The organism is Sphingomonas sp. PR090111-T3T-6A (assembly GCF_000383095.1).
Taxonomy (GTDB): Bacteria; Pseudomonadota; Alphaproteobacteria; order Sphingomonadales; family Sphingomonadaceae; genus Solisphingomonas.
In genome coordinates, this window is the sequence record NZ_AORL01000009.1 from 16820 (window position 1) to 41494 (window position 24675).

The 24675-nt window shown below is 67.0% G+C and carries 22 protein-coding genes and 1 tRNA gene; 11 read left to right on the top strand and 12 right to left on the bottom strand.

Going from position 1 to position 24675, the window contains the following annotated elements:
- Nucleotides 1-274: 274 nt before the first annotated feature.
- On the top strand, nt 275-709 hold the full coding sequence (locus ST3T6A_RS20685) for a hypothetical protein (protein ID WP_019831187.1): 435 nt from the start codon (nt 275-277) through the stop codon (nt 707-709).
- Between the two features lie 48 nt (nt 710-757).
- On the opposite strand, the gene ST3T6A_RS0101875 is transcribed toward ST3T6A_RS20685, so the two are convergent.
- From ST3T6A_RS0101875 to ST3T6A_RS0101885, 3 genes are all read right to left on the bottom strand, one after another.
- Complete coding sequence (locus ST3T6A_RS0101875; RefSeq protein ID WP_019831188.1) at nt 758-1693, bottom strand: HEPN domain-containing protein; 936 nt, start codon at nt 1691-1693, stop codon at nt 758-760.
- 67 nt (nt 1694-1760) lie between these two features.
- Nucleotides 1761-2039, bottom strand: a complete 279-nt coding sequence (locus ST3T6A_RS19085) for an RNA polymerase sigma factor (RefSeq protein ID WP_019831189.1) — start codon at nt 2037-2039, stop codon at nt 1761-1763.
- Complete coding sequence (locus ST3T6A_RS0101885) at nt 2036-2950, bottom strand: ArdC family protein (protein ID WP_019831190.1); 915 nt, start codon at nt 2948-2950, stop codon at nt 2036-2038. The genes ST3T6A_RS19085 and ST3T6A_RS0101885 overlap by 4 nt, the downstream gene beginning before the upstream one ends.
- Before the next feature lie 484 nt (nt 2951-3434).
- On the opposite strand from ST3T6A_RS0101885, the gene dcm reads away from it, so the two are divergent.
- Genes dcm through ST3T6A_RS0101895 form a run of 3 tightly spaced genes read left to right on the top strand, consistent with a single transcriptional unit; the run spans nt 3435 to nt 6472 of the window.
- Nucleotides 3435-4661 carry a DNA (cytosine-5-)-methyltransferase gene (dcm, locus tag ST3T6A_RS0101890; protein WP_019831191.1) on the top strand — a complete coding sequence of 409 codons (1227 nt, stop codon included), beginning with the start codon at nt 3435-3437 and terminating at the stop codon, nt 4659-4661.
- Between the two features lie 22 nt (nt 4662-4683).
- Entirely contained in the window at nt 4684-5115 is a 432-nt protein-coding gene (locus tag ST3T6A_RS19090) for a very short patch repair endonuclease (RefSeq protein WP_235785707.1), read from the top strand.
- Nucleotide 5116: 1 nt separating this feature from the next.
- Nucleotides 5117-6472 (top strand): MvaI/BcnI family restriction endonuclease, encoded by a 1356-nt coding sequence (locus ST3T6A_RS0101895; RefSeq protein WP_019831193.1) that lies wholly within the window; start codon nt 5117-5119, stop codon nt 6470-6472.
- A 58-nt stretch (nt 6473-6530) separates the two neighbouring features.
- Here the strand turns inward: ST3T6A_RS0101895 and ST3T6A_RS0101900 are convergent, their stop codons facing one another.
- The 3 genes from ST3T6A_RS0101900 to ST3T6A_RS0101910 form a co-directional block, all read right to left on the bottom strand.
- Nucleotides 6531-7271 (bottom strand): hypothetical protein, encoded by a 741-nt coding sequence (locus ST3T6A_RS0101900; RefSeq protein WP_026359346.1) that lies wholly within the window; start codon nt 7269-7271, stop codon nt 6531-6533.
- Nucleotides 7272-7489: 218 nt separating this feature from the next.
- Nucleotides 7490-8812: a tyrosine-type recombinase/integrase gene (locus ST3T6A_RS0101905; protein ID WP_019831195.1), complete on the bottom strand. Its 1323-nt coding sequence runs from the start codon at nt 8810-8812 to the stop codon at nt 7490-7492.
- 183 nt (nt 8813-8995) lie between these two features.
- Nucleotides 8996-9071, bottom strand: a tRNA-Thr gene (locus tag ST3T6A_RS0101910).
- Between the two features lie 143 nt (nt 9072-9214).
- On the opposite strand from ST3T6A_RS0101910, the gene ST3T6A_RS0101915 reads away from it, so the two are divergent.
- Together ST3T6A_RS0101915 and ST3T6A_RS0101920 are read left to right on the top strand one after the other, a co-directional pair.
- The gene (locus tag ST3T6A_RS0101915) at nt 9215-10504 is read left to right on the top strand and encodes a hypothetical protein (RefSeq protein WP_019831196.1); all 1290 of its coding nucleotides are present in this window, start codon (nt 9215-9217) and stop codon (nt 10502-10504) included.
- 159 nt (nt 10505-10663) lie between these two features.
- Nucleotides 10664-15355: an NAD-glutamate dehydrogenase gene (locus ST3T6A_RS0101920; RefSeq protein WP_019831197.1), complete on the top strand. Its 4692-nt coding sequence runs from the start codon at nt 10664-10666 to the stop codon at nt 15353-15355.
- Between the two features lie 90 nt (nt 15356-15445).
- On the opposite strand, the gene ST3T6A_RS19095 is transcribed toward ST3T6A_RS0101920, so the two are convergent.
- From ST3T6A_RS19095 to ST3T6A_RS0101945, 5 genes are all read right to left on the bottom strand, one after another.
- Nucleotides 15446-16057 carry a phosphatase PAP2 family protein gene (locus ST3T6A_RS19095; RefSeq protein ID WP_019831198.1) on the bottom strand — a complete coding sequence of 204 codons (612 nt, stop codon included), beginning with the start codon at nt 16055-16057 and terminating at the stop codon, nt 15446-15448.
- Between the two features lie 75 nt (nt 16058-16132).
- On the bottom strand, nt 16133-16360 hold the full coding sequence (locus ST3T6A_RS0101930; protein ID WP_019831199.1) for a ribbon-helix-helix domain-containing protein: 228 nt from the start codon (nt 16358-16360) through the stop codon (nt 16133-16135).
- A gap of 11 nt (nt 16361-16371) precedes the next feature.
- Nucleotides 16372-17094 carry an acetoacetyl-CoA reductase gene (gene phbB / locus ST3T6A_RS0101935; RefSeq protein ID WP_019831200.1) on the bottom strand — a complete coding sequence of 241 codons (723 nt, stop codon included), beginning with the start codon at nt 17092-17094 and terminating at the stop codon, nt 16372-16374.
- 34 nt (nt 17095-17128) lie between these two features.
- Nucleotides 17129-18136: a ferrochelatase gene (hemH, locus tag ST3T6A_RS0101940; RefSeq protein ID WP_019831201.1), complete on the bottom strand. Its 1008-nt coding sequence runs from the start codon at nt 18134-18136 to the stop codon at nt 17129-17131.
- Nucleotides 18133-20343 carry a molybdopterin cofactor-binding domain-containing protein gene (locus tag ST3T6A_RS0101945; protein WP_026359349.1) on the bottom strand — a complete coding sequence of 737 codons (2211 nt, stop codon included), beginning with the start codon at nt 20341-20343 and terminating at the stop codon, nt 18133-18135. Before ST3T6A_RS0101945 ends, hemH begins: the two co-directional genes overlap by 4 nt.
- A gap of 95 nt (nt 20344-20438) precedes the next feature.
- Between ST3T6A_RS0101945 and lgt the strand changes: the two genes are divergently transcribed.
- From lgt to ST3T6A_RS0101970, 5 genes are all read left to right on the top strand, one after another.
- On the top strand, nt 20439-21299 hold the full coding sequence (lgt, locus tag ST3T6A_RS0101950) for a prolipoprotein diacylglyceryl transferase (RefSeq protein WP_019831203.1): 861 nt from the start codon (nt 20439-20441) through the stop codon (nt 21297-21299).
- Nucleotides 21283-22326: a class I SAM-dependent methyltransferase gene (locus tag ST3T6A_RS0101955; protein ID WP_026359350.1), complete on the top strand. Its 1044-nt coding sequence runs from the start codon at nt 21283-21285 to the stop codon at nt 22324-22326. Before lgt ends, ST3T6A_RS0101955 begins: the two co-directional genes overlap by 17 nt.
- The gene (locus ST3T6A_RS0101960) at nt 22323-22829 is read left to right on the top strand and encodes a GNAT family N-acetyltransferase (protein ID WP_019831205.1); all 507 of its coding nucleotides are present in this window, start codon (nt 22323-22325) and stop codon (nt 22827-22829) included. The genes ST3T6A_RS0101955 and ST3T6A_RS0101960 overlap by 4 nt, the downstream gene beginning before the upstream one ends.
- Entirely contained in the window at nt 22826-23584 is a 759-nt protein-coding gene (pgeF, locus tag ST3T6A_RS0101965; protein WP_019831206.1) for a peptidoglycan editing factor PgeF, read from the top strand. Before ST3T6A_RS0101960 ends, pgeF begins: the two co-directional genes overlap by 4 nt.
- 88 nt (nt 23585-23672) lie before the next feature.
- A complete protein-coding gene (locus ST3T6A_RS0101970; protein ID WP_019831207.1) occupies nt 23673-24275 on the top strand; it encodes a hypothetical protein in 603 nt (200 codons plus the stop codon).
- Here ST3T6A_RS0101970 and ST3T6A_RS0101975 read toward each other — a convergent pair.
- Nucleotides 24232-24624, bottom strand: a complete 393-nt coding sequence (locus tag ST3T6A_RS0101975; RefSeq protein ID WP_019831208.1) for a VOC family protein — start codon at nt 24622-24624, stop codon at nt 24232-24234. The genes ST3T6A_RS0101970 and ST3T6A_RS0101975 overlap by 44 nt on opposite strands.
- Nucleotides 24625-24675 lie beyond the last annotated feature (51 nt).

Genomic DNA, 24675 nt, shown 5'->3' on the forward strand with positions numbered 1-24675 from the left:
GCTTGCGATCTGTACAGGTGCGAGATCACATCGGAGGCATCACCCCGGCGACAACGTGGTCTGCCTCCACAAAAAAGGACGTGCAGGCGCCACTTGCGACCTCCAGCGGAGGCAGGGCTTTTCATCTTGCCTTCTGGCCTTCTGGCCTTCTGGCCTTCTGGCCCCAATCTCTTCTCCGCCGCCCTATCTCAGCCGCTCCTCCCGTCTCGCCCATCACCATTGTTCATGATATGTTCTCAATTAAGGCACAAGGGAATCGGCAGCGGGGGCGAGCATGAGCATCACGATCAGGGGTGGGCGTGGCGGTCATATCCGCATCATCGGTGACGTCGAGACGGTGCTTATCGCACCCTATGCGCGGCGTGGTCTGCCCTTCGTTCTGGCCTTCTCCGATGGTAGCCTGATCGAGGGAAGCTATGATGCCGCCAGCGACCGTCACGACTTCCACACGCTGATCGAGGGCGCCGGAATCCTGAGTGTCGAGAGGACCGAGGGCGGTCCTATCGCGGTGCTGGACTGGTCGATCGAGTGGGCGACGATTGCACCAATGTCGGGCATGATTTCGCGCGATCAGGGGCTGGTTTCGGCACTCGATGGGGTTCAGGTGGCAGCGATGTCCGATGAGAATACGCACGTCGGATCGGTCGTCGACTGGTTGCGCCGGGGACCTCTCAAGGCGCTCGATCCCACCCTTCTGCCGCTTTCCTGAGGGTGAAAGGCCGCGCGCAGCGCGGCCCGATTTCGCTCGGCCGAAGCTCTATTTGGCGGCCTTGGGAAGCGCGGTGCGCACCTCGGCGAGGTGCTGCTCGCACGCTTGTTTCACGCGCGCCTGCCGCTCAACGACATGCTCGCCGAGCCATGTCAGTTCCTCGCCGCTGATGGCGTAATGATCGGAGTAGCGGGCATTCACATAGGCCTGCCGCAATAGCTCGAAACAGCGCCGGCTGAAGCGGTCGGCGCGCGGCCACGCGTCGATCAGCGCGGGTGCGATGTCCTCGGCCAGCCCGCGCAGGAAGTTCAGCTTGTGCGATTTTGGCGAGTAAAGGCGAAACGTGAGAAGCGTGCAGTGATAGAGCTGTTCCGTCGCCTGATGGAGTTCAAAGACGGCCTTTCGGCGCCACCCCAAATCGTCTCCTTCCATTCTCTGCAGCTCGAAAGTGCGGAGAGATCGTTCAGCGATCGCAAACCAGTAAGCAAAGTGCCCCTCGGCCTCTTCCAACGCTTCTTCGGGCGGCAACCTACCCGGCGTCGAGAAGGGGAAGCCCTCGGCCTGATAGAGCGCCACGCCCTCCCGGACGATGTCGATGAAGAAGGGTCGACCCTTGTAGAGCTGGTTGTTCACATCGGTGAGGCTGTGGACGATGAAATTGACGGGCGCGGTCAGCGTCTTCGCGATCGTCACCTCGCGCATCAGCCGGTCCTCTGCCGTCGACCAATAGTCGAAATCGGTCAGTCGCTCGTCGTTGACGACGACAAGGATGTCGTAGTCGGAATGGTAGCCGCCGACGGGATCGTCGACCCAATCGCCACGCGCGAAGGAGCCGTAGAGCACCAGCTTCAGGATGCGCGCCTGCTTGGCAAAGGCCTGATTGACGGTGCGCGTCGCCGCCTCGAATTCCTCGAACAGGAGGCGCACGACATGCTCCAGCTCGCGCTGACGGGAGGCCGGTAGAGGATCGAGCTGATCGCGCATGACATGCTTTCCTAGCAGCGCAGAAGAAGATGCACAGCCCGCGTCAATGCGCGGGCTGTGGCAGCCATCAACCCAGCTTGCCCATCTTTTTGAGGGCGTGTCGGAAAGTGGTCAGCGCCTTGACGAGCGCCTTCTCCACGCGTCGGACTGAGATTCTTTCCCGCTCCGCAATCTGCTGGAAGGAGAGACCATCGATACGGTGCAGCACGAGGATGCGCCGTTCGAACCTCGGTATCTTCGCAACGGCGCAGTCCACCTCCTCGGGCGTACAGTTGATGGGCGCAGGTGCGGAAATCCGCTCGCCCGTGAAGGGGTCGACATAGACCTCGGGATTCTCGGCGCTCATGACACCTCTCCCGCGCCCGCTTCTCCGCGGAAAGCGAGCAGGAAGTCCACGGCCTTGCTGGCCTGCGATGCGGCGCGAAAGATCGCGCGATTGTCTTCGCGCAGCACCTCGAGCCACGAACCGATATAATCCGAATGCCGCGCCTTGGGCTCGATCGACAGTTCGGCGCAGACGAAGGCCGACGTCATCTCGGCGACCAGCTCTTCGCGTGCATAGAAGGCGTCGCCGAAGCGCCCGGACTGATCGCGACCGAGCCGCGAGGCATGGCCCGTCCAGTGGCCAAGCTCGTGAAACGCGGTGCGATAGAAATCGATCGGAACGCGATAGAGCTGGGGCAGCGGCACCTGCACAAAGTCCGGCTCCGGCGCATAGAACGCGCGATCTCCACCGATACGGAAGTCCGCACCGGTCGCGTCGATCAGCGCTTCGGCATGCGGGATGACCTGCCGCCCGGGAAGCGGCGCCACGATGCCGGGCAGCACGTCCGGCAGGCCTTCGCACTGGTCGACATTGAAGACGGTGAAGCGCTTCAGAAAGGCAATCTGGCGCGCCTCGTCGCCCGCAGTGGCCGCTCGCTCCTGTTCATCCTTCGGTGTGAAGCGGTCGGCGTAACAGACCGTCTCCCCCTGCTCGCCCGTACGAACATACCCACCCAGGGCCTCGGCCTGCCGGTAGGTAAGCCACGCCTGATGGCCATAGCCACGCTCGATGACCGTCGACCAGAGGATGAGGACGTTGATGCCCGAATAGCATCGGCCGGTGCCGGCATTGCGCGGGAGACCGGCGGACAAGCCTGCGGCATCCCAGGGCTGCACCCATGGCAGCCGCCCCGCTTCCAGCTCGGCAATGATGCGGCTCGTGACCTGATCGTAGAGGCTCGATGCGTTCGCGTTGGCGTCTATCCTGCTCATGATCCTGCTCCTTCCCTCGAAACCGCACCCGGCGCCGGAGGGGGCGGGGTGGGCGGCAGGAGCGAACCGGCAGTCCCGGCGACCGAGGCGGGCTGCATCCGAAGGATCGAAGCGAAGCGGAGAACCCCGAAGCGAAGCGGAGCGGGTTGCGGCCCGCCGCGACGGGACTAAAGGGCAGCGACGCCCACCCCGCTCCCTTCAGCGGCCGCGATCAACAACGCCATCGCGTGGGTCACGCGATGGCCGCATGCCGGTGCGCAGCTCCGGCCCCAGCGTCAGGGATCGTCGCGGCGAAGCCGGCGAGACGCGCCAGCGGCTCGATGGAGCGCCAGCGGAACAGAGCCCGGCCGGTTCAACGGGACGCCATGCAGCCGGCACGCAGCACGAGCGACCACAGCAGAACAAAGCAAGAATTTTTATCTCAGACGGCTTGCTATCTGGGTCAAAAATCGACATCCTGGCATAAATAGTCCCAGGAGCTCCTATGTATCCCAGCTCGTTTTCGGCACTTCGGGCCCAGACCGGCGTCTCCCTCGAAGACCTGTCCGACCGGCTTGGATATAGCGTCCGGCAGCTCTATCGCTGGGAGAATGGCGATGGCAAGCCACGTGAAGCTGTACTCGCCACGCTTCGTTCAATGATCGGCGAAACGGGCTCTGCGGGATCGCAGAGCCGTTTCAATTTCATCGACCTTTTTGCCGGCATCGGCGGCCTGCGACGTGGTTTCGACGCGATCGGAGGCCACTGCGTTTTCACCTCGGAGTGGAACAAGTTTGCGCAGCAGACCTATGCCGCCAACTTCCGCGACAATCACCCGCTCCATGGGGATATCACGCAAATTCCGACCGACGAGATCCCCGATCATGACGTGCTGGTGGCAGGCTTCCCATGCCAGCCCTTCTCGATCGCGGGCGTCTCGAAGAAGAACTCTCTGGGGCGCAGCCATGGCTTCGCAGACGAAGCGCAGGGCACGCTGTTTTTCGACGTGGCCCGCATCCTTGAGAGGAAGCGGCCGAAGGCCTTCATGCTCGAGAATGTGAAGAATCTGAAGAGTCATGACCGTGGCCGCACGATCGAGGTGATCATGCGGACGCTGGAGGACGAGCTTGGCTATCATGTCGATGCGAAAGTCATCGATGCCCAGCACTTCGTGCCCCAGCACCGCGAGCGTATCGTAATCGTGGGCTTCAGCGAGAAGGTCCCCTTCACGTGGGACGATCTGCAGCTCCCCCCCAAAGGCCACACCCGACTGCGAGACATTCTGCACCCGGAGAATGGCAGCGAGACAGCCGAAAGTCATTTCACTCTGGGGCCGGACGCGGTGGTGAACGGCAAATATGTGCTTACCGACAAGCTCTGGCAGTATCTGCAGGGCTATGCCGACAAGCATAAGGCCGCCGGCAACGGATTCGGCTTCGGGCTGGTAACGCCCGACGACGTCGCCCGCACACTATCGGCACGCTATTATAAGGATGGCTCGGAAATTCTCGTCAGCCGGGGCAAGCGCAAAAATCCGCGGCGCCTGACGCCGCGCGAATGTGCGCGCCTGATGGGCTATCCGGACGACTTCCGGATCCCGGTCAGTGATACGCAGGCCTACAAGCAGTTCGGCAATTCGGTAGCCGTGCCCGTCTTCTGCGAGGTCGCGCGGATCATGCAGCCGCATATCCAGGCGCTGGTCGAACGGGCGGACCTGCTCGAAGCCGCCTGAGTTGGCCGATGTCCACGACCCCGTGACCCGCAGCCGCAATATGGCTGCGATCCGGGGCGGGAACACGAAACCGGAATTGCTGGTCCGCCGCGCGCTCCACGCGGCGGGCCTGCGCTATCGCATCCACGCGAAGGATCTGCCCGGGAAACCCGATCTGATCTTTCCGCGCTACCGGGCCGCACTTTTTATTCACGGGTGCTTCTGGCACCGGCATGACTGCCATCTCTTCAAATGGCCCGCAACGCGCGAGGGATTCTGGCGCGAAAAGATCGGACGAAACGTCGTAAATGATGCCCGGGCTCTCGATCAGCTCAGAGCAGAAGGGTGGAGAGTTGGCATCGTCTGGGAATGTGCATTGAAAGGGCGAACGCGGCTCGACCTGACAGAGGCTGTGCAGCGCCTCATCGGATGGGTAAAGTCGGACGAGGCTCAGATCGTTATTTCGGGGAAATGATTTGGTTGCGTCGCTTGCCGGGGTGCTGGGGCTCATGCGGGAGCATGGTGCCTCCCGAATTTATGCAAAGAAGCTCTCGCCCAACGATAATTCCAAGAACCAGGTCTATCTGGGTGGCGGGTTCGCCGCGCTGAATGTGATCCCGCATTCCGAGATCGAAATCGATCAACGGCAGATCCGGGGAAGCAAGCAGGACCGGCCGAAGGCAAAGGTTCGTTTTTTCTGGGTAAGCGAGGAAGGGCTCACGCTCGCACCCGACGCCAACCTCATCCTTTATCCCGACTATCCTGAAGTCCGCATGTCGGGCTTCCTCAAGGGATGCCGCGCAGCACCATCCGACATTATGACCGTGCGTGATGCTGGTCGTGTGCTGTTTCTGGGCACGACGCCGGAGGGTGCTGTACTTGGTTTTGCCGTCCGGGAGGATCATCCGGCGGCCAAAGAGCTTATTGCCCGCGAATGGCCGACACTCGGCATATTCCTTGAGCTTCCCTTTTCGCTCACATCAGCCGGCGATCCTCGGGAACGCCTTCTCGAGGAACTGCGCCGCATTTCCGATCGGGGGTGGATCCCGTCGCAAAAGCTCGGCGCGGACGGGATCAAACACCCCTATCGCGCACAGAATGGCGGCGGTTACACGCTGGAAGCCGAGCTCGGGATCACGCCCAACGGCTATGCAGAACCCGACTTTCTCGGTTGGGAGATCAAGCAATATGCGGTGACCGATTTCCGGAACTATCGCCCCAAAACACCGGTCACTCTTATGACGCCGGAACCCAACGGCGGAATTTACAAAGATCAATCCGTAACGGAGTTTCTCCGGCGCTTTGGTTACGCCGACAAGAAGGGTCGCGAAGGCCGGATCAATTTTGGGGGCGTCTACAAATGCGGGAAGGACTTCCACGCTGACACAGGTCTGAGCATGGCGATCCGCGGCTTCGATCCCTCAAGCGGCAAAATCGGCGACATCAACGGTGGTATCGAACTACTGACGCGTGAGGGCGAACCTGCAGCGACATGGTCTTTCGCAGCAATGATGGCTCACTGGAACAGGAAGCACGCTCAGGCGGCTTATGTGCCTGCACTCGCCGACGGCCCGCCGCCCCGATATGCCTATGGTTCTCAGATCCTGCTATGCGAGCAAACAGACTTCATCATATTTCTCAAAGCGTTCGCAACTGGTACAATCTATTACGATCCTGCGGTTAAGCTCGAAATCGTCGATGGCATTCAAAAACTGAAACGACGCAGCCAGTTTCGCGTACGGCACGCTGACCTGCGGGGACTCTACGGTCACTCAGAAACGGTGATCCTCCCGACCGGCCCGATTGCTGGGGGAGGTCCTGTGCACCCTTGAGGGCGGCGGCCTCGCTCAGCGTAGCGGCGCGGACTTATGCCGGGCGTCCGGGCGATGGCTACCAGCCCGGCTCGGCCGCGTAGGCGACTTCTTTTAGCGCCTTTGTGGCGTCCGCACGCCGTCGATATCGGCCGACTACCTGACCTTTCACATCTTTAAGATCAGCAATCCGCTGCAAGAGCACCGTCCCGTCCACCATCGTGTCCAGCCGGTAGATTCTGCCGTTGATCCGGCAAAAAACATGAGGGGAACCGTCGAGCGGGGTCCATTTGCAATCAGCACCGGACCGGAGACGTTCCTGGAGAGCGATCTTGTTGGCTTCGACCGTCTCCCGATATCGTCGACGCTGTTCCTCCTGCAACGCCGCTCCCCTGCCTTCCACAAACTCCTGAATGGCTCCGACAATCGCTGCCATCCCGGTACCCTCAGCTCGTTCGCGGCGGTAAATCTCGAGGCAGCCCTCCTGCAACTCATCCTGCGGCCAGGGCTCGTAGGCCTCCTCGTTGAAGGCCCGGAGCCGCTGAGCGACGTCGGTGATCGTGAGCCGCTCTCCAGCCATCGCGTTCAGAGCTTCCTGAAGATCCTCCGTAGGAATCCAGCAATACGCTGCGGTCCGTGCCAGTTGCTCGCGAGTATCCGTCCATTTCCCCCACATCGTCTCCCGCCTCCCCATGGCAAGGACGAGCTCACGAGCGAAACGATATGAGGCATGCGGATCGCGTAAATGCCTGAGTGAAGGGCTCCGGACATACTCCAGCACCATTCGATGGACTGTCGAGACAAGCGCATCATCAGACATTGCCGCGCCTCATGCCGGGCGGCGAGCGACCGCCACACCGGCATTTACCACAGATTCATGCGCCGGTGATCGTCGACGAATGCGTGCCTCATTTTCACGCGTCGCGCATCCGAACGGCGATCGGCGAAATTTCGGTATCGGTGCGTACGCTCTTCAACATGATAGATTTCCTTATGTTTTAGCCATTTCTGACCTGTGCATCAGTCCAGATGGCCCGGTCACAGCGCTTTGGATCGATGTCCGCTAGCCGCCAGCAATCGGCGCCTCTCGGCGAGGGAGACCCCACCTCCAGAAAGTGACGAACTGGCAGGGCGCCGCTTCGACTCCTCGGGTCCGGACGAACTGGCGGCTGCGGTGTCCGCCTTGAGCGCGTCCAGATGATCCGACCACCATTGCGCCATTCTGACGCGCTCATCCCAGTGAGCACCCCGGTGATAAGCCGCACGAACGGCATTTTTCTCTCCATGGGCCAGTGATCGCTCGATCGCGTCGGGGTGCCAGAGACCACTCTCGTTCAACAGCGTGGTCGCGAGCGCCCGAAATCCGTGCGGCGTCATCTCCTCCTTAGAGAAACCGATGCGCCGAAGCGCGACATTCATCACAATGTCGGAAATGCATTGCCTGTTTGATCGAACGGAAGGGAAGAGGAAGTGGTCGCTGCGCCGGATTGACCAGAGAAAGCGCAGGATCTCAAGCGACTGACGCGATAGCGGCACGGTGTGCGGCAGCTTCATCTTCATCCGGGGACCGGGGATGCGCCAGACGGCATTGTCCCAGTCGATCTCCTGCCACTCGGCCTTTCGAAGCTCGCCGGGACGAACATAGACGTGCGGCGCAAGCTTCAGCGCGATCGTCGTTTCCGGCTGCCCCGTGCAACGGTCGATCGCCCGTAGCAGCTCGCCCACCTTGGCCGGATCTGTGATCGCCGAGAGATGCCGCACCTTTGGCGTGAGCAAAGCTCCTCGCAAAGTGTCTGCGGGATTGGTGGTTGTGCGCGCCGTCACGACTGCATAGCGACAGACGCGCGAAGCGAATGACCGCACCCGCCCGGCCGTTTCGCGGTGCCCCCTCGCCTCGATGCGGCGAAGGGCCTCGAGCAACTGCATGGGGTGAAGTTCGTCAATCTGAATGCTGCCGATATCGCGATCGACGAGATCGAGAAACCAGCGCAGCTTCTTGAGAGTCAGCGGACTGCGGTCTTCCGCTTCCATCTTCTCGATATATTCGCGGGCGACCTCGCGGAACGTCGAGCCGGCCCGCCGCCTTTCATCGAGCCGCTTTCGCGCCTTTTCGCTGGCCGGATCACGTCCAACGGCGAGCATAGCTCTCGCGCTGTCGCGCCGCTCGCGTGCCTCTTCGAGGGAGATGAGAGGATATTCGCCAAGGGAGATTTTCCGCGGACGCCCGGCATGCCGGTAGCGCATCTTCCAGAGCTTCGCGCCGGTCGGGCGAACCTCGAGATAGAGCCCTGCGCCATCGCACAGCAGGAAGGGCCGGTTTTCTGGGATCACATCGCGTACGTCGTCTGACGACAAGGGCATGATGGCCTCCTTCGAGTGGGGCTGGAAAGCCCCTCGGACGGATCATCCCGAGGTACACTTTTTGAACCGGACGGGTTCAAATCTACACGGATCGCCCCGGATGACCGACAAGCCAAAGATGCCCGAATTTTCGGGACTTTTGACCATGCACGATAGCGCACGTCGTACCATATGGGTGTGTAGTGGTGCCGCCTACAGGACTCGAACCTGTGACCCCCGCATTACGAATGCGATGCTCTACCAGCTGAGCTAAGGCGGCTCGCCGGTGCCGGGGCCTCTAGCAGCGAGTTTTGCAGAGCACAAGACACCTCGTCGCAGCTTTACCCTATTTCAACCATGACAGGGGATGGTCATAGTCTGGCCCGCGCAACAGGTGTCGCGCGGTGGTGTGGAGTGCGCTGGATGGACGAGCTGCGAGCGGTCGGGCCAGACCCCGATCGTGAGGATCATGAAGCCGACATCGAGCCCGAGCGTCCGCCCCTGATCGGCGGCGACGAACGTCGCATGCATGTGCGCGCCTATAATTTCTGGGTCTCGCTGCTGCGCGGGCGCACCTATCCGTCGATCCAGGATCTCGATCCGCGGGACGCGGGCGATTTCGGCCCGCATTCGGTGCTGCTCGATTTCAGCGGCGGCGCGGAAAATCCCGCCATCGCCTATCTCGGCGACGCGCTGCGCCTCGAATGCGGGGTGACGGATGAAATTCGCTCGATCGAGGATGTGCCGAGCCGTTCGCTCCTGAGCCGCCTCACCGATCATTATCTCCAGATCCTCGCCAACCGCGCGCCGATCGGCTTCGAGGCCGAGTTCGTCAGCCAGCGGGGACATAATACGCTCTATCGCGGCATTCTGATGCCCTTCTCGGCGGACGACGAGACGATCGACCATGTCTACGGCGTCATCAACTGGAAGGAGCTGGCCGAAGCCGATGTCGCCGCCGAGCTGGTGCTCGAAGTGGGGCAGGCGCTCGGCCCCGTCGATGTGCCGCTCTGGGCGGACGGTCCGGGCAGCGGGCTCGACGATTCATCCTTGCTGCTGGCGCTCGGGGGCCAGGAAGAGGCAGGGGATTCGGGTGAACCCGACATCGTCATGCCCGGCCACAATGCCGCGCTGGCGGACCACCTTGCCGCTGCACGCGAACATGCCGAGCGTGCGCAGGGCGCCCGGCTGTCGAGCCGCGCCGCGCTCTATCGCGCGCTGGGCCTCGCCTACGACTTCGCGCTGCTCTCCGAGGTGCGGCCGGACGAATATACCGAGCTGCTGGACGATTCGGGCATCAAGGCGCAGGCCCGTGCGCCGATGACGGCGGTCATCAAGCTCATCTTCGGCATGGGCGTCGACAAGGCGCGCGCGACCGAGTTCGCCGCCGCCCTCTCCCATGCCCGCCGCATCGGCCTCGGCGCAGGGACGCTCGCCAGCCATATCGACATGCAGCCGGGCGGCCTCAAGGCGATGGTCGCGGCCGAGCGCGCCGCGCGCAAGCCCGCCTCCGCGCCGCCCAGCCATGCCGAGATCGCCCGTGCCGCGCTGCGCAAGGTGGAGCCGCAGGCGATGCTCGATCTGCCGTCCGATCCGGGCGAGTTCGTGTTGCTGCTCGCGCGCCGGGAGGAGAATGGCCGCCTCGCCGTCATCGCGCCCGTGCCCGAGGAAGCGACTCTGGTCGATCGCGCGATCCGCAAGATCACGCGCTGACAGCGACAGCCAAACGCAACAATGATCCGCTAGACGAGCCCTTGCCGGGGGCGGCGTTGCTCAATGCCATGCGGGGTTGAGAAGCGCCGCTGACGGGCGCATAGCGGCCCCGAAACCAGCCCCGATCAACGGGCATACCGCGCAAGGAGCGGAGCGAAAATGACGGCATCTGTGGCGAGCGAAACGGCTTCCGGCAAACAGGCGGAGGACGCGAACGCGTTCGCCGCGGAGATTGCCGCGATCCTGACGGCGGACGCACTTCCCGGCGAAACCGACGGCTTCAGCGAAGAGGATAGCAAGGCCGCCGCGGCCTTCGTCGCGCAGACGGCGTCCCGGCGTGCGCCCGGCCAGCCCAGCGTCGCGCTGGAATCGACCGGCAGCGAAGGCGGCCGTCGTCTGATGCGGCTGGTGATCGTCAATGACGACATGCCCTTCCTGGTCGACTCGGTGGCCGCCGCGGTGGCCGCGCGGGGCCTCGCCGTCCATCGCCTGCTCCATCCGATCGTGGCGGTGCGCCGCGACGCCGAGGGGCGCCTGACCGGCCTGCTCCCCGCCCGCACCGAGGGCGAGCGCCGCGAGTCCATCATCTATCTCGAGATCGAGCGCGCCGACGCCAAGGATCGCCGTGCCATCGTCGACGAGCTGGAGGACGTGCTCTCGCATGTCCGCGCCGCGGTCGAGGACTGGCCGATGCTCCAGCACGCCCTGCGCGAGGGCGCCGGCCACCTGCCTGACGGCGAGGGCGCGGCGCTGCTGCGCTGGTTCCTCGACGGCAACATGACGCTGCTCGGCTATCGCCGCGAGGCGGCGGACGGCACGCTGACCGACGCCATCGGCATTCCGCGTTCGGATGCCACCGCCGTGTGGGGCGATGCCGCCCGCGCCGCCGCGATCGCCTGGTTCGAGGCAGGCAACGAGGCGCCGCTGCTGCTCAAGGCCGATCGTGTCGCGACGGTCCACCGCCGCCTGCCGCTCGACATGGTGGTGCTGCCGCACCGCGACGGCCCGCGCGTCACCGGCCTCGAAATCCACCTCGGCCTGTGGACGTCGAACGCGCTCGCCACCCGGCCCGATCGCGTGCCGCTGCTGCGCCGCCGCCTTTCCGATCTGGAGGAGGAGCTGGGCTTCGATCCGGCCAGCCATGCCGGCAAGGCGCTGCGCCACGCGCTCTACGAGCTGCCGCACGATCTCATCATCGCCTTCCCGCCGCGCGCGCTGAAGCAGGTGGCGCTCACCGCCATGTCGCTCGCCGACCGGCCGCGTCCGAAGCTGATCCTGATCGACGACGTGCTGCGCCGTCACCTCTTCGCCTTCGTCTGGCTGCCGCGCGAGGAGCTGACCACCAGCCGTCGCGAGGCGCTGGGCCGGATGATCGCGGAGGCCGCCTCGGGCCGTCTCGTCAACTGGGCGATCGACCTCGGCGACGGCGACATGGCGCTGCTGCGCTACACCGTCGCGCTGCCCGCCAGCGCCACCTTGCCCGATGCCGAACCGCTGGATCGCCGTCTGGAGCAGATGGTGCGCGGCTGGGCGCCCGCCGTCGAGGGCGCGCTGACCGAACGTGTCGGCGCCAGCCGCGCCGCCCGTCTCGCGCTCGGCTATGCAGGCGCCTTCCCCGCCGGCTATCGCGGCCGCTCGGACGCCGCCGAGGCCGCTGACGACATCATCCGCCTCTCCGCGCTCGGCAGCGATGCGGATCGCGCCGCCCGCCTCTTCGCCCGCGCCGGCGAGGAGCAGGGCCGCCTGCACCTCAAAATCTACCGCACGGGCGGGCTGGTGCCGCTGTCCGACGTGGTGCCGGTGCTGGAGAATTTCGGCTTCGTCGTGCTGGAGGAGATGCCGACCGCGCTCGACGGCGGCAAGCTCGGCCATATCCATGAATTCCTGCTCCAGGCGCCCGAAGGCTCCGCTGACACGCTGATGGCCCGCGCAGACGTCGCCGAGCAGGCGATCGCGCAGGTGCTCGAAGGCCGCGCCGAGAATGACGGCTTCAACAAGCTGCTCGTCGGCATCGGGCTCGAACCGCGCGCCGTCGTGCTGCTGCGCGCCTGGTTCCGCTATCTGCGGCAGACCGGCCTCAACTACGGCCTCGTCACCGTCGCCGACGCGATGGCCCGCGCGCCGCAGGTGACGCGCGGCTTCGTCGAGCTGTTCGACGCCCGCCACGATCCCAAGCACGCGTCTGAGAAGAAGGCCAAGGAAGCGCTCGCCGCGATCGACGAAGGCCTCGTCGCCGTCGCCGCGATCGACGATGACCGCATCCTGCGCCGGATGCGCGGCCTGATCGAATCGATCCTGCGCACCAACGCCTTCGCGCCGGCATCCGAGGAAGCGCTCGCCTTCAAGCTCGACAGCGCGACCGTGCCGGACCTCCCCGCCCCGCGTCCGTGGCGCGAGATCTGGGTCTATTCGCCGCGTGTCGAGGGCATCCATCTGCGCGGCGGCCCGATCGCGCGCGGCGGCTTGCGCTGGTCCGATCGGCGTGACGACTTCCGCACCGAGATCCTCGGCCTGATGAAGGCGCAGGTGGTGAAGAACGCCGTCATCGTGCCGACCGGCGCCAAGGGCGGCTTCTATCCCAAGCAGCTCCCCTCGCCCGCCGACCGCAAGGCGTGGCTGGCCGAGGGCACGGAGAGCTACCGCATCTTCATCCGCTCGCTGCTGTCGGTCACCGACAACATCGTCGCGGACGCGGTGGTACACCCCGAGCATGTCCGCATCCGTGACGGGCAGGACCCCTATTTCGTCGTCGCCGCCGACAAGGGCACGGCCACCTTCTCCGACATCGCCAACGCGATCGCCGTCGAGCATGGCTTCTGGCTGGGCGATGCCTTCGCCTCCGGTGGCAGCCACGGCTACGACCACAAGGCGATGGGCATCACCGCGCGCGGCGCGTGGGTGTCGGTCACCCGCCACTTCGCCGAGATGGGCGTGGACGTGCAGTCCGACCCGATCGTGACGGCAGGCTGCGGCGACATGTCGGGCGACGTGTTCGGCAACGGCATGTTGCTGTCGAAGACGATCAAGCTGGTCGCCGCCTTCGATCACCGCCACATCTTCCTCGATCCCAACCCGGACCTCGCGAAGAGCTGGGACGAGCGGGCGCGCCTGTTCGCCCTGCCGGCATCGAGCTGGGCCGACTATAACGAGAAGCTGATCTCGGCTGGCGGCGGCGTCTTCCCGCGCAGCCAGAAGGCGATCCCCGTCTCCGCCGAGGCGGCGGCCGCGCTCGGCATCGAGCCCGGCACCTATGATCCCACCACGCTGATCCAGTCGATCCTCAAGTCGCCTGTGGACCTGCTGTGGTTCGGCGGCATCGGCACCTACATCAAGGCCTCGACCCAGAGCCACACCGACGCGGGCGATCCGGCCAACGACGCCAACCGCGTCGACGCCAACCAGCTCCGCTGCAAGGTGATCGGCGAGGGCGCGAACCTGTCCACCACGCAGGCGGGCCGCATCGAGTTCGGCTTGCAGGGTGGCCGCTCGAACACCGACTTCATCGACAATTCGGCGGGCGTCGACTGCTCGGACAACGAGGTCAACATCAAGATCGCGCTCAACGCCGAGATGGCGGAGGGCCGGCTCTCCTTCGAGGATCGCAACGCCTTCCTCGCCAGCATGACCGACGACGTGGCGGCGATCGTGCTGGAGGACAACCGCCTCCAGACGCTGTCGCTCTCGTCCGCCGAGCGTGGCGGACCGGCGGCGCTGCCGGGTCAGGTCGGCGTGATCGTGGATCTCGAATCCACCGGCCGTCTCGATCGCAAGGTCGAGGGGCTGAAGGGCAACGACGAACTGAGCCGCCGCGCGCAGGACGGCCACGGCCTCACCCGCCCCGAGCTGGCCGTGATCCTGAGCCACGCCAAGCTGACGCTCCAGGCCGCGATCGAAGCCTCGCCGATCATCGGCGATCCGACGCTCTCGCCGATCCTGCACAAGGCCTTCCCGGTGCCGATGCAGGCCCGCTTCGGCGACGCGATCGACCGCCACCGCCTGCGCGGCGAGATCATCGCCACCAAGGTCGCCAACGGCGTGGTCAACCGCCTCGGCCTCGTCGCGCCCTTCGAGCTGTCGGAGGAGGAAGGCGTTGGCCTCGCGCGCGTCGCCGGTGCCTATCTCGCCTGCGACACGATCTTCGGCCTGACCCAGCTCTTCGCCGACATCGAGGCCGAGCCCATGCCCGAAACGGGCCGCCTCGAGCTGCTCGACGTCGCGGCGCGGATGATCCGCCTGCACATCGCGGACCTGCTGCGCGTCGCCAACCCGTCGACCCTGCCCGGCGAGATGGCCGCCGCGCTCGCGCCCGGCGTGGCCCGGCTCGACAAGGAGGTCGACAGGCTGGTCAAGGCCGAGGTGCGCGGCGCCACGGCCCAGATCAACAACCGCCTGCTGGAGACCGGCGCGAGCCCCGCGCTGGCGATGCGCGTCGCCCGCCTCTACGAGCTGGACGGCGCGATCGCGACCGCCTCGCTCGCCGCACGCCAGGGCTGGAGCGAGATCGACGTGGTGGCCGCCTATGTCCGCCTCGGCGAGGCGCTCGGGCTCGACTGGGCGAAGGCCGCGGCCCAGCGCGCCGCGCCGACCGATCCGTGGGAGCGCCTGCTCACCGCCGGCCTCGCGCGTGATTTCGAGCAGCTCCGCCTCGATTTCCTCGCCCGTGCGGGGAAGGCCGGTCCGGTGGCGCTGGTCGACCAGTGGCTGGCGCAGCATCAGGCACGGGTGGAACGCTTCGCCCGCCTCGTGCAGCGCGCCCGCACCGCCGCGAGCGTGACGCCTGCGATGCTGGCGCAGGTGGCGGCGCAGGCCCGCATCCTCCTCGCCCGTCACGCCGAGACGAGCGCGGAGTAAGGCACAGGACAAGCCCCTGCCTTCGATGGAGGCAGGGGCTTGCTCCATCGCGGACAGCGCCGCGCTGTCAGCAACAGCCTTCGAAGCAGCCTAGAAGCGGGCGGCCAGGGCCATTCCGCCGCCTTGGGAATCCGCCCAGGGCAGCAAGCGCACGCCGCTGTCATGCCGGCGCGTCAGTAGAAAGCCACTGCCCGTTCCGATAGCCGCGCCGGCGACCGCATCATACCAGTGGTGCTTCCGCGCCTCGACGCGCGCCGTCGCCACGAAGCTCGCGACGGCAAAGGCCGGAAGCCCCGCCCGCCAGCCATACCGGTTCTCCAGCGTCGCGGCGGCGGCAAAGGCCTCCGCGCTATGGCCTGACGGAAAGCTCTTCCGATCGCTATGATCCGGCCGCTCTTCGGGAAAGGCCTCCTTGAGCGCCCATGCGGCGCCACCGGCGACCACGATGCTCGCTCCGGCCTCGATATCGCCATGCCAATCGCCCTGCACCGCAGGAACAGCCAGTGCCGCAGAGATCAGCACGTCGCGGCCAATATCGCTGGCATCGGCCCAGCCATGGGGGCTGGCGTGGACCGGCGCGGCGGCCAGCATCGCGATCGAGACGGAGATCGCGGCACAGCGGCGGAAGCGCAATACCGGCAGCCCGGCGCGGCCCGCCGCCTTATCGGCCAATATCCATCGCATCTGGGCGGGCTTCGGCATCCGCCTCTCCCGTATCATCCGGCGCGCAAGCGTCTCCCGGATCGAAGACGGCGCAGCTCGCCCATATCCGCAGTTCTAGTTTCTTTCTCGCGCCCGCTCGAACAGCCACACGCGGATCGCGCTGGCGAGATTGGCGGGTTCATCCGCCTCGATGCGCTCGGCATCGATGCGCGCCACCAGCGCGGACAGGGGGAGCGAAAGCTCAGCCGCCTCCTCCCCCAGGGCCTCCCAGAAGATCGGTTCGAGGCTGATCGAGGTCGAGTGGCCGGCGATCGCGACCGAGCGCTTGATCGGACCGGCCACCCGAGCCCGCCTCAATACATGTGCTGGCCGCCGTTGATCGACAGCGTCGAGCCGGTGATGAAGCCGCCATCCTCCGCCACGAGGAAGGCGACGCCGCGCGCGATCTCGGAGGCGTGACCGAGCCGGCCGACCGGGATCTTGGCGACGATCTTCTCCAGCACGTCCTCCGGCACGGCGGCGACCATGTCGGTGTCGATATAGCCCGGCGCGATCGCGTTAACCGTCACGCCAAACTTGGCGCCCTCCTGCGCCAGCGCCTTGGTGAAGCCGTGGATGCCGGACTTGGCGGCGGCATAGTTGACCTGGCCGTACTGGCCCGCCTGCCCGTTGATCGAGCCGATGTTGACGATCCGGCCCCAGCCGCGCTGGCGCATCCCCGGGAAGGTCGCCTTCGCCATGTTGAAGCAACCGCCGAGATTGGTGTCGATCACCGCCTTCCACTGCTCATAGCTCTGCTTGAGAATGGTGCTGTCGCGCGTGATGCCGGCATTGTTGACAATGATGTCCACGGGCCCGAGATCGGCCTCCACCTTCTCGACGCCCGCATGGCAGGCATCGAAATCCGACACGTCCCACTTATAGGCCGGGATGCCCGTCTTCTCGGTGAAGGCCTGCGCCTTGGCGTCGTCGCCCGCATAGTTCGCGGCGACTTTCACGCCCATGTCGCGCAGCGCAACGCTGATCGCCTCGCCGATCCCACGGGTCCCGCCGGTCACGATTGCTACGCGGTTCATTTGCCTCTCCCCACATTCTCAGGATGTCGAAAGCCTAGGGAAGCCTCATCCAGCCTTCAAGTTCCCGCTTTATGACAATTCGCAACATGTCGATGCCGGGACCGTCATCATTCAGACATGGAAGGTAGGCGAAGCGCTGGCCGCCCGCCCCCTCGAAGCTCTCGCGGCCGCGCAGCGCGATCTCCTCCAGCGTCTCGACGCAATCGGCCGAAAAGCCCGGCGCAACGACCGCGACACGGGTGACGCCCTTGCCCGGCAGGGCCTCCAGCGTGGTGTCGGTGGCGGGCTCCAGCCACTTGGCGCGTCCGAAACGGGACTGGAAGGCGACGATCAGGTCGCGGCCAAGCGCCTCGGACAGGAGACGGGCCGTCGTCCGGCAATGGTCGTGATAGGGGTCGCCCAGCTCCATGGTTCGCTGCGGCATCCCGTGGAAGCTCGCGACGATCGCCTGAGGCTCGAAATCGAGCGCCTCCAGCGAGGCGCGCACCGACGCCGCCAGCGCACCGATATAAGCGGGATCGTCATAATAAGGCGGCAGGGTCCGGATCGCCGGCTGCCAGCGCATCGTCGCCAGCGCCTCGAAGGCCTTGTCGTTGGCGGTGGCCGTCGTCGCGGCGCAATATTGCGGGTAGAGCGGCGCGATCAGGATGCGCTCGCAGCCACGATCCTTGAGCGCCGTCAGCCGCTCCGCAATGGCCGGGCGGCCGTAGCGCATGGCGTAGTCGACGATCACCTGCGGCCCGAACGCATCCTTGAGCGCCGCCGCCTGAAGCCGTGTGATGGCCGCCAGCGGCGAGCCGTCCTCGCGCCACACCTGGGCATAGGCATGGGCGGATTTCTTCGGGCGGGTGCGCAGGATGAGCCCATGCAGGATCGGCTTCCACAGCGGGGCCGGGATTTCCACCACCCGCTTGTCCGAGAGGAACTCGGCGAGATAGCGGCGCACCGCGCCCGGCTCGGCGGCGTCGGGCGTTCCGAGGTTGACGAGCAGCACGCCGATGCGCGGCGCCCCGGCGCGAGGGGGAACAACGGAGGTGGTCATGCGGCGGACCTCAGCGGGAGTGTGCGGCAACGGCGGCCGGTGGCGGCCGCGAGGGCATTGGCGATAGCAGGCGCGACCGGCGGCACGGCGAGGCCCGAGACTCCCCCCGGCGCGGCGGTGCTCGCCACGATGTCGACCTGAAGTTCGGGCAGCTGGCTGAGCTTCGGCAGGCCGAGCGCGCCCAGCCGGCGCTGGTCGGGCAACCCGCGCGTGACGGTGATCGGATCGCCGATCGCCGCGGGCAGCGCGAAGAGCAGCCCGCCCTCGATCTGCTGGCGGACGAGGGCGGGGTTCACCGCCCGGCCGCAATCGACGCTGGCGGTCAGCCGGCTCACCGTGATCCGGCCGTCCGCGCCGACATGCGCCTCGGCCATCACCGCGATGAAGCTGCCATAGCCCGCGAAGCAGGCGAGGCCCTGCCCCGATCCCTTGCCGCCCCCCTCCCAGCCGCCGAGCGTCGCGGCGGTGGAGAGGCAGTGGGCGAGGCGCGGATTGGCGCCGAGCAGCGTGATACGGAAGGACAGCGGGTCCGCCCCGGCCTTCAGCGCCAGCTCATCGATGAAACTCTCGGCGAAGAAGGTGGTGACGCCCGCCGTCTCGCCGCGCAGCACGCCGGTGGGAAGCGCGATGTCAGCGGGATGATGGTCGATGGCGAAGGCCGGGATGGCATAGCCGGGCAGCATCCCCTCCACCGCCGCCGGCTCGCCGCCATGCTCGATGGGGAGCGAAGGATAGAGCCTCTCCACCGTGTCGCGGATCGTGGCCGGGGTCGCGACCTGGGCGCGCCACGCGGCGATCGTGCCGCCCGGCCCCAGCGCCGCCGACAGGCGCGCGCGCGCCGGCGGACGAAAGCGATCATGCAGGCACTCCTCCACGCGCGACCACATGAGCTGCACCGGGCGGCCGAGCTTCTGCGCGAGGATCGCCGCCTGCTCCGCCGGCCGCGTGTCAAAGCCCGCGCCGAAGCCGCCGCCGAGCGGCATCGGGTAGAGCATCACGTCGCCTTCCGGGACGCCGATCGCCCGCGCGGCGGCGGCGCGGGCGGCGGCGGGCGCCTGCGTGCCGACCCACAGATCCAGCCTCCCGTCGGTGATCCGGGCGGTGGCGGCGGGCGTCTCGATCGCGGCATGGGCGGCGAGGCCGGCGCTGTAGTCGGCGTGGATCGCCTGATCCCCGAGCAGCCCGTCCGGCTTGCCATGGGACAGGATCGAATGGCCGTCCGCCGCCAGCGCCTTCGCCAGCGCGGCGTCGATCGAGCCGCTGTCGGGCAGGCCGCCCTTCGTCTCGAAGCGTGGCGCGAGCTTGTCCAGCGCGCGATTGGCCGCCCACCAATTGTCGCCGACCGCCGCCACCCAACCCGGATTGTCAAGGATCGCGACCAGATCGGGCACCGCCCGCGCGGCCTCCTTGTCGAGATGCACCAGACGGCTGTCGCCCGGAGGCGCCTGCCGGATCGCGGCGAAGACCATGCCGGGCAAGCGCACATCGGCGGCGAAGCGCATCGAGCCGTCGATCTTGGCAGGGACATCAATCCGGGGGAGCGGCTGGCCGGCGAGCTTGCCCTCACCGGGCGCGCGCAGCGGCGGCGTCTTGGGCGGGGTGAGCGATGCGGCCTCGGCCGCGAGTTCGGCGAAGCGCAGCCTGTCGTTGCCGCGGATCACGAAGCCGGCCTGCGTGTCGCAGGCGCGCCAGTCCGCATCCCAGCGCCTCGCCGCCGCCATGCAGAGCAGCGCCCGCGCCGTCGCGCCCGCCTCGCGCATCGGCCGCTCGAAGGCGCGCACCGAGGTCGAGAAGCCGGTCAGCATCGCCTCATGGTCGGCCGCCCAGCGATCCGCCAGCCGCATCGTGACCTTGCGGAGCGGCACCGGCGTCACGTCCGCCGCCAGCCCTTCCACCGCCAGGGCGTTGGCGTAGAGCGGCCCGATCGGCGCGGGCTCCACCGCCACCGTCCGCCAGTCGCAGCCCAGCTCATCGGCAAGCATCTGGGGGAGCGCGGTCCATGCGCCCTGCCCCGTCTCGGCCTGCGGCACGATCACCGTAACATGCCCGTCCGCGCCGATCTTGAGGAACGGCCCCATCACCGTCTCGCCGGCCGCCGCCGCGGGACGCGCGCCATAGCGGCGCGGCCACGCCGCCCACGCCACGATGAGGCCGACGCCGGCGCCCCCGCCGATCAGAAGCTGCCGTCGCGAAATCTCAGCCGCCATGCCCGCCTGATAAGGCGCGTCCACGCGAACCGGAAGGTCTTTCCGCTCAGGCCTCCCGCCTCTAAGGATGGGGTTCACTTCCGAGGACTGCCGATTTGCCTCCTGTCGATCCCAACGCCTTCACGCACTGGACCTCGCTCGGCCTGTCGCCGGTCGCGCTGCAACTGGGTCCGGTCGCGGTCCGCTGGTATTCGCTGGCCTACATCACCGGCATCCTCGCCGGCTGGTGGTATCTGCTGAAGCTGCTCGCCCAGCCGGGCGCGCCGATGGCCCGGCGCCATGCCGACGATTTCGTGTTCGACGCGACGCTGGGCGTGCTGCTCGGCGGGCGGATCGGCTATGTGCTGTTCTACCGGCCGGATTATTACCTCCAGCACCCGGCGGAGATCTTCAAGCTGTGGGAGGGCGGCATGTCTTTCCATGGCGGCGCGGCGGGCGTGCTGATCGCGATCCTCTTCTATTGCCGCCGCAAGGGGCTGAGCTGGCTGCGCGTCACCGATTATATCGCCTGCGTCGCGCCGATCGGGCTGTTCTTCGGGCGGCTGGCGAACTTCGTGAACGGCGAGCTGTGGGGCAAGCCCTCGACCGTGCCGTGGGCGATCGTCTTCCCCGGCGCCGGCGACGTGCCGCGCCACCCGAGCGAGCTGTACGAGGCCGGGCTGGAGGGTTTCGTCCTGTTCGTGATCCTGAGCCTGCTCTTCTGGAAGAGCGACGCGCGCTACAAGCCGGGCTTCCTCGCGGGCAGCTTCGTGCTGGGCTACGGCGTCTTCCGCTTCTTCGTCGAATTCTTCCGCGAGCCGGACGAGCAGCTCGTCGAGTTCGCGCGCGTCACGCACCTGCACATGGGCCAGTGGCTGTGCGTGCCGATGATCCTCGTGGGCCTGTACGTCGTGCTGACCGCCAAGGGCCGCCGCCAGCGCGTGGAGCCGGTGGCCGGCGATGCCAGCGTCGCCTGAGGATTTTAGCGGCCGGCTCCGGCGGTTGATCGCGGGCGGCGGGGCGATCCCGCTCGCCCAGTATATGGCGCTGGCCAACGCCCATTATTACGCGACGCGCGACCCGCTGGGCGCGGCCGGGGACTTCACCACGGCGCCCGAGATCAGCCAGATGTTCGGCGAGCTGATCGGGCTGTGGGCGGCGGACCTTGCGCTCCGCGCCGGGGCGGAGGACATCGCCTATGTCGAGCTGGGGCCGGGACGCGGCACGCTCGCGGCCGATGCCCTGCGCGCAATGGTCAAGGCGGGGCTCGCGCCGCCCGTCCATCTCGTCGAGACCAGCCCGGTGTTGCGGGAGGCGCAGCTCCAGCGTCTGCCCGGCGCGACGCATCATGACGATGTCGGCACGCTGCCCACCGATCGGCCGCTGATCATCATCGCCAACGAGTTCTTCGACGCGCTGCCGATCCGCCAGCTCCTCCGCTCCGACGGTGGCTGGCGCGAGCGGATGGTCGACTGGGACGGCAGTCGCCTCCTTCCCTCGCTTGGCGAGCAGCGCTTCGACGCCGTGATCCCCGAGGCCCTGCGCGGCGGCGAGGTGGTGGAGACGTCGCCCGCCTCGGTCGCCGTGCTGCGCGAACTGGCGGCGCGGGTCGTGGCGCAGGGCGGAGCGCTGCTCGCCATCGACTATGGTTATGAGGGCCCGCTCGCCGGCGATACCTTGCAGGCGCTCCATCGCCACCGCTTCGCCGATCCCTTCGACGCGCCGGGCGAGCAGGACCTGACCGCCCATGTCGACTTCACCGCGCTCGCCGACGCCGCCCGCGCCGAGGGCGCCATCGCGCGCAAGGTGGTGACGCAAGGCGCGCTCCTCGAAGCGCTCGGCATCGCCGCCCGCGCCGCGGCGCTGGCCCGCGCTGCGCCCGGGCGCCAGTCCGAGATCGAGACCGCGTGGCGCCGGCTTTGCGCGCCCGATGAGATGGGCACACTCTTCAAGGCGCTGGCGGTGACCGCCCCCGGCTGGCCGACACCCGGAGGATTTGCATGATCGACTATCGCGACGCCCGCCCGGAGGACGGCCCCGCCCTCGCCGAGATGGCGGCGCGCTGCTTCGTCGAGACCTTCGGCCCCTTCTACCAGGCCGAGGACATGGAGACCTTCCTCGCCTCCGCCTTCGGAGCCGATGGATTGCCCGCGCAGATCGGCCAGCCCGGCCTCTCGATCCGCCTCGCGGTGGACGACGGCCAGATCGCCGGCTTCGCCAAGCTCGGCCCCAACACGCTGCCGCCCGCGCCGGAAGACTCGGCGGAACTCAAGCAGCTCTATGTGTTGAAGCCCTGGCATGGCGGCGGCGTGGCCGCCACGCTGATGGAGTGGGCGATCGCCACCGCCCGCGCGGAGGGCGCCCGCCATCTTTCGCTCAGCGTCTGGGAGCATAATCACCGCGCCCAGCGCTTCTACGCCCGCTACGGGATGGCGCCGATCGGCTTCCACCCCTTCAAGGTGGGCGATCATGTCGACAACGACCCCGTGTGGAGCATGAAGCTGTGAGCGTCGAAACCATCCGGGCGGAGGCTCTGAACGGCATCCCCCACGCCTTCCTCGGCCGGCGCGGCGGCGTGTCCGAGGGCATTCATGCGGGCCTGAACGTCGGCTGGGGCTCCGACGACGACCGCGCCGCCATCGCCGAGAACCGCAAGCGTGCAGTCACCGCCGTGAAGCCAGGCGCGACGCTCGCCACGGTGCATCAGGTCCACAGCGCCACCGCCGTCGTGGCCGATGCCTTCCCCGACGACGCCCGTCCCCATGCCGACGCGCTCGTCACCGATCGGCCGGACCTCCTGCTCGGCATCCTGACCGCCGATTGCGTGCCGGTGCTGCTGGCGGATGCGCAAGCGGGCGTCGTCGGCGCGGCGCATGCCGGCTGGAAGGGCGCGATCGGCGGCGTCGTCGGCGCGACCGTGGAAGCGATGGAGAAGCTCGGCGCCGACCGCGCCCGCATCGCCGCCGCCATCGGCCCCTGCATCGGCAAGCGCAGCTATGAGGTGGACGACGCCTTCCTCGCCCGCTTCTGCGCGGCGGACGGGGCGAACGAGCGCTTTTTCCTCGCCGGCCGGCGGGAGGGACACCACCAGTTCGACATCGAGGCCTATGTCGCCTCCCGCCTCGCCGACGCGGGCGTGCGCCGCATCGAGGCGCTCGGCCTCGACACCTATGCGGATGAGGACCGCTTCTTCAGCTATCGCCGCGCCACTCATCGCGGCGAGCCCGGCTATGGCCGCCAGATCGCGCTGATCGGGCTTTAGGCGGAAGGCCTGCCGCCTCGGGGGACGTTCGATTTGATCCCGCCCCATGCCGGAGTAAGATGGGCGATACGCATGGGAGGCGATGCCGATGGCTGAATCGGGCGAGCGGGCCGGCGCGGGTTCCCGGAATTATTGGCGGATCGTCCGGTGGATCGGGATTTTGGTCCTGGTGCTCACGCCGCTGGTGATGACGCAGATCAGCGACCAATGGCACTGGACCATCGGCGGCTCCCTCTTTGCCGGCGCCATCATCGGTGGGATCGAGCTGCTCTACGAGCTTGCCGAGAAGAGGAACGAAAGCCGGGCCTATCGTGCGGGAGCCGGCATCGCGCTCGTCACGCCGTTCCTGACGGTATGGACTACGATTGTCCGCGACGACGGCAATGGCATTGGCTCCCTCATGCTGGTCATGGCCGCGGTGGTGGGCAGCTTCGCCGCATGGTTTCGGCCCGCGGGCATGGCGCGGGCCATGTTGGGCATAGCGATCATGCAGGCCCTGCTCTGCATCGCCATCGCGACCGCGCCATCGACCGCCGCCATGGAGGACAGCACGCGCAGGGCCTTGTTCTCCGGTGGCTTCTTCATGGCCTTGTGGCTCGCGTCGGCGGCTTTTTTCCGTGTCGCCGCAACGGCGGGCAACAAGGCGGCTAGGCGGCCTCACCTTTCGACGCCACCTCAGCCGGGTTGGTGAGCTGCGCCACGATCCAGCCGTTGCCGTCCGGGTCCTTGAGCATGGTGAAGCGCCCCCAAGGCTGCTCGTCGATCGGCGTCGCCTCGACGCCCGCCTCCACGAGCCGGGCATGTTCCGCGTCGATATCCGGCACATGCAGCATCACGCCCTGCAAGCCGCCGGCCGCCATCCCCTCGAACCATGTCACCAGCGCGATGGTCGAGCCGCCGGTCTTGGGCTGGAGCTGGATCCAGCGCATCTCGGGGCCCATCGCCTCGTCGCGCAGCAGGGTGAAGCCCATCTTCCCCGTGTACCAGTCGCGCGCGGCGGCCTGATCCTGCACGGGCACTGAAACGATCGCGATCGGCATCGGATTGTCTCCAACAATCGGCTAGAGGGGCATCATAGCGTCGCTTCGCGA

Bases quoted from the DNA above. Each gene is read 5' to 3' on its own strand.
- ST3T6A_RS20685 (WP_019831187.1), top strand. From the start codon at position 275: ATGAGCATCACGATCAGGGGTGGGCGTGGCGGTCATATCCGCATCATC.
- ST3T6A_RS0101875 (WP_019831188.1), bottom strand. From the start codon at position 1,693: ATGCGCGATCAGCTCGATCCTCTACCGGCCTCCCGTCAGCGCGAGCTG.
- ST3T6A_RS19085 (WP_019831189.1), bottom strand. From the start codon at position 2,039: ATGAGCGCCGAGAATCCCGAGGTCTATGTCGACCCCTTCACGGGCGAG.
- ST3T6A_RS0101885 (WP_019831190.1), bottom strand. From the start codon at position 2,950: ATGAGCAGGATAGACGCCAACGCGAACGCATCGAGCCTCTACGATCAG.
- dcm (WP_019831191.1), top strand. From the start codon at position 3,435: ATGTATCCCAGCTCGTTTTCGGCACTTCGGGCCCAGACCGGCGTCTCC.
- ST3T6A_RS0101900 (WP_026359346.1), bottom strand. From the start codon at position 7,271: ATGTCTGATGATGCGCTTGTCTCGACAGTCCATCGAATGGTGCTGGAG.
- ST3T6A_RS0101905 (WP_019831195.1), bottom strand. From the start codon at position 8,812: ATGCCCTTGTCGTCAGACGACGTACGCGATGTGATCCCAGAAAACCGG.
- ST3T6A_RS0101915 (WP_019831196.1), top strand. From the start codon at position 9,215: ATGGACGAGCTGCGAGCGGTCGGGCCAGACCCCGATCGTGAGGATCAT.
- ST3T6A_RS0101920 (WP_019831197.1), top strand. From the start codon at position 10,664: ATGACGGCATCTGTGGCGAGCGAAACGGCTTCCGGCAAACAGGCGGAG.
- ST3T6A_RS19095 (WP_019831198.1), bottom strand. From the start codon at position 16,057: ATGCCGAAGCCCGCCCAGATGCGATGGATATTGGCCGATAAGGCGGCG.
- phbB (WP_019831200.1), bottom strand. From the start codon at position 17,094: ATGAACCGCGTAGCAATCGTGACCGGCGGGACCCGTGGGATCGGCGAG.
- hemH (WP_019831201.1), bottom strand. From the start codon at position 18,136: ATGACCACCTCCGTTGTTCCCCCTCGCGCCGGGGCGCCGCGCATCGGC.
- ST3T6A_RS0101945 (WP_026359349.1), bottom strand. From the start codon at position 20,343: ATGGCGGCTGAGATTTCGCGACGGCAGCTTCTGATCGGCGGGGGCGCC.
- ST3T6A_RS0101955 (WP_026359350.1), top strand. From the start codon at position 21,283: ATGCCAGCGTCGCCTGAGGATTTTAGCGGCCGGCTCCGGCGGTTGATC.
- ST3T6A_RS0101960 (WP_019831205.1), top strand. From the start codon at position 22,323: ATGATCGACTATCGCGACGCCCGCCCGGAGGACGGCCCCGCCCTCGCC.
- ST3T6A_RS0101970 (WP_019831207.1), top strand. From the start codon at position 23,673: ATGGCTGAATCGGGCGAGCGGGCCGGCGCGGGTTCCCGGAATTATTGG.
- ST3T6A_RS0101975 (WP_019831208.1), bottom strand. From the start codon at position 24,624: ATGCCGATCGCGATCGTTTCAGTGCCCGTGCAGGATCAGGCCGCCGCG.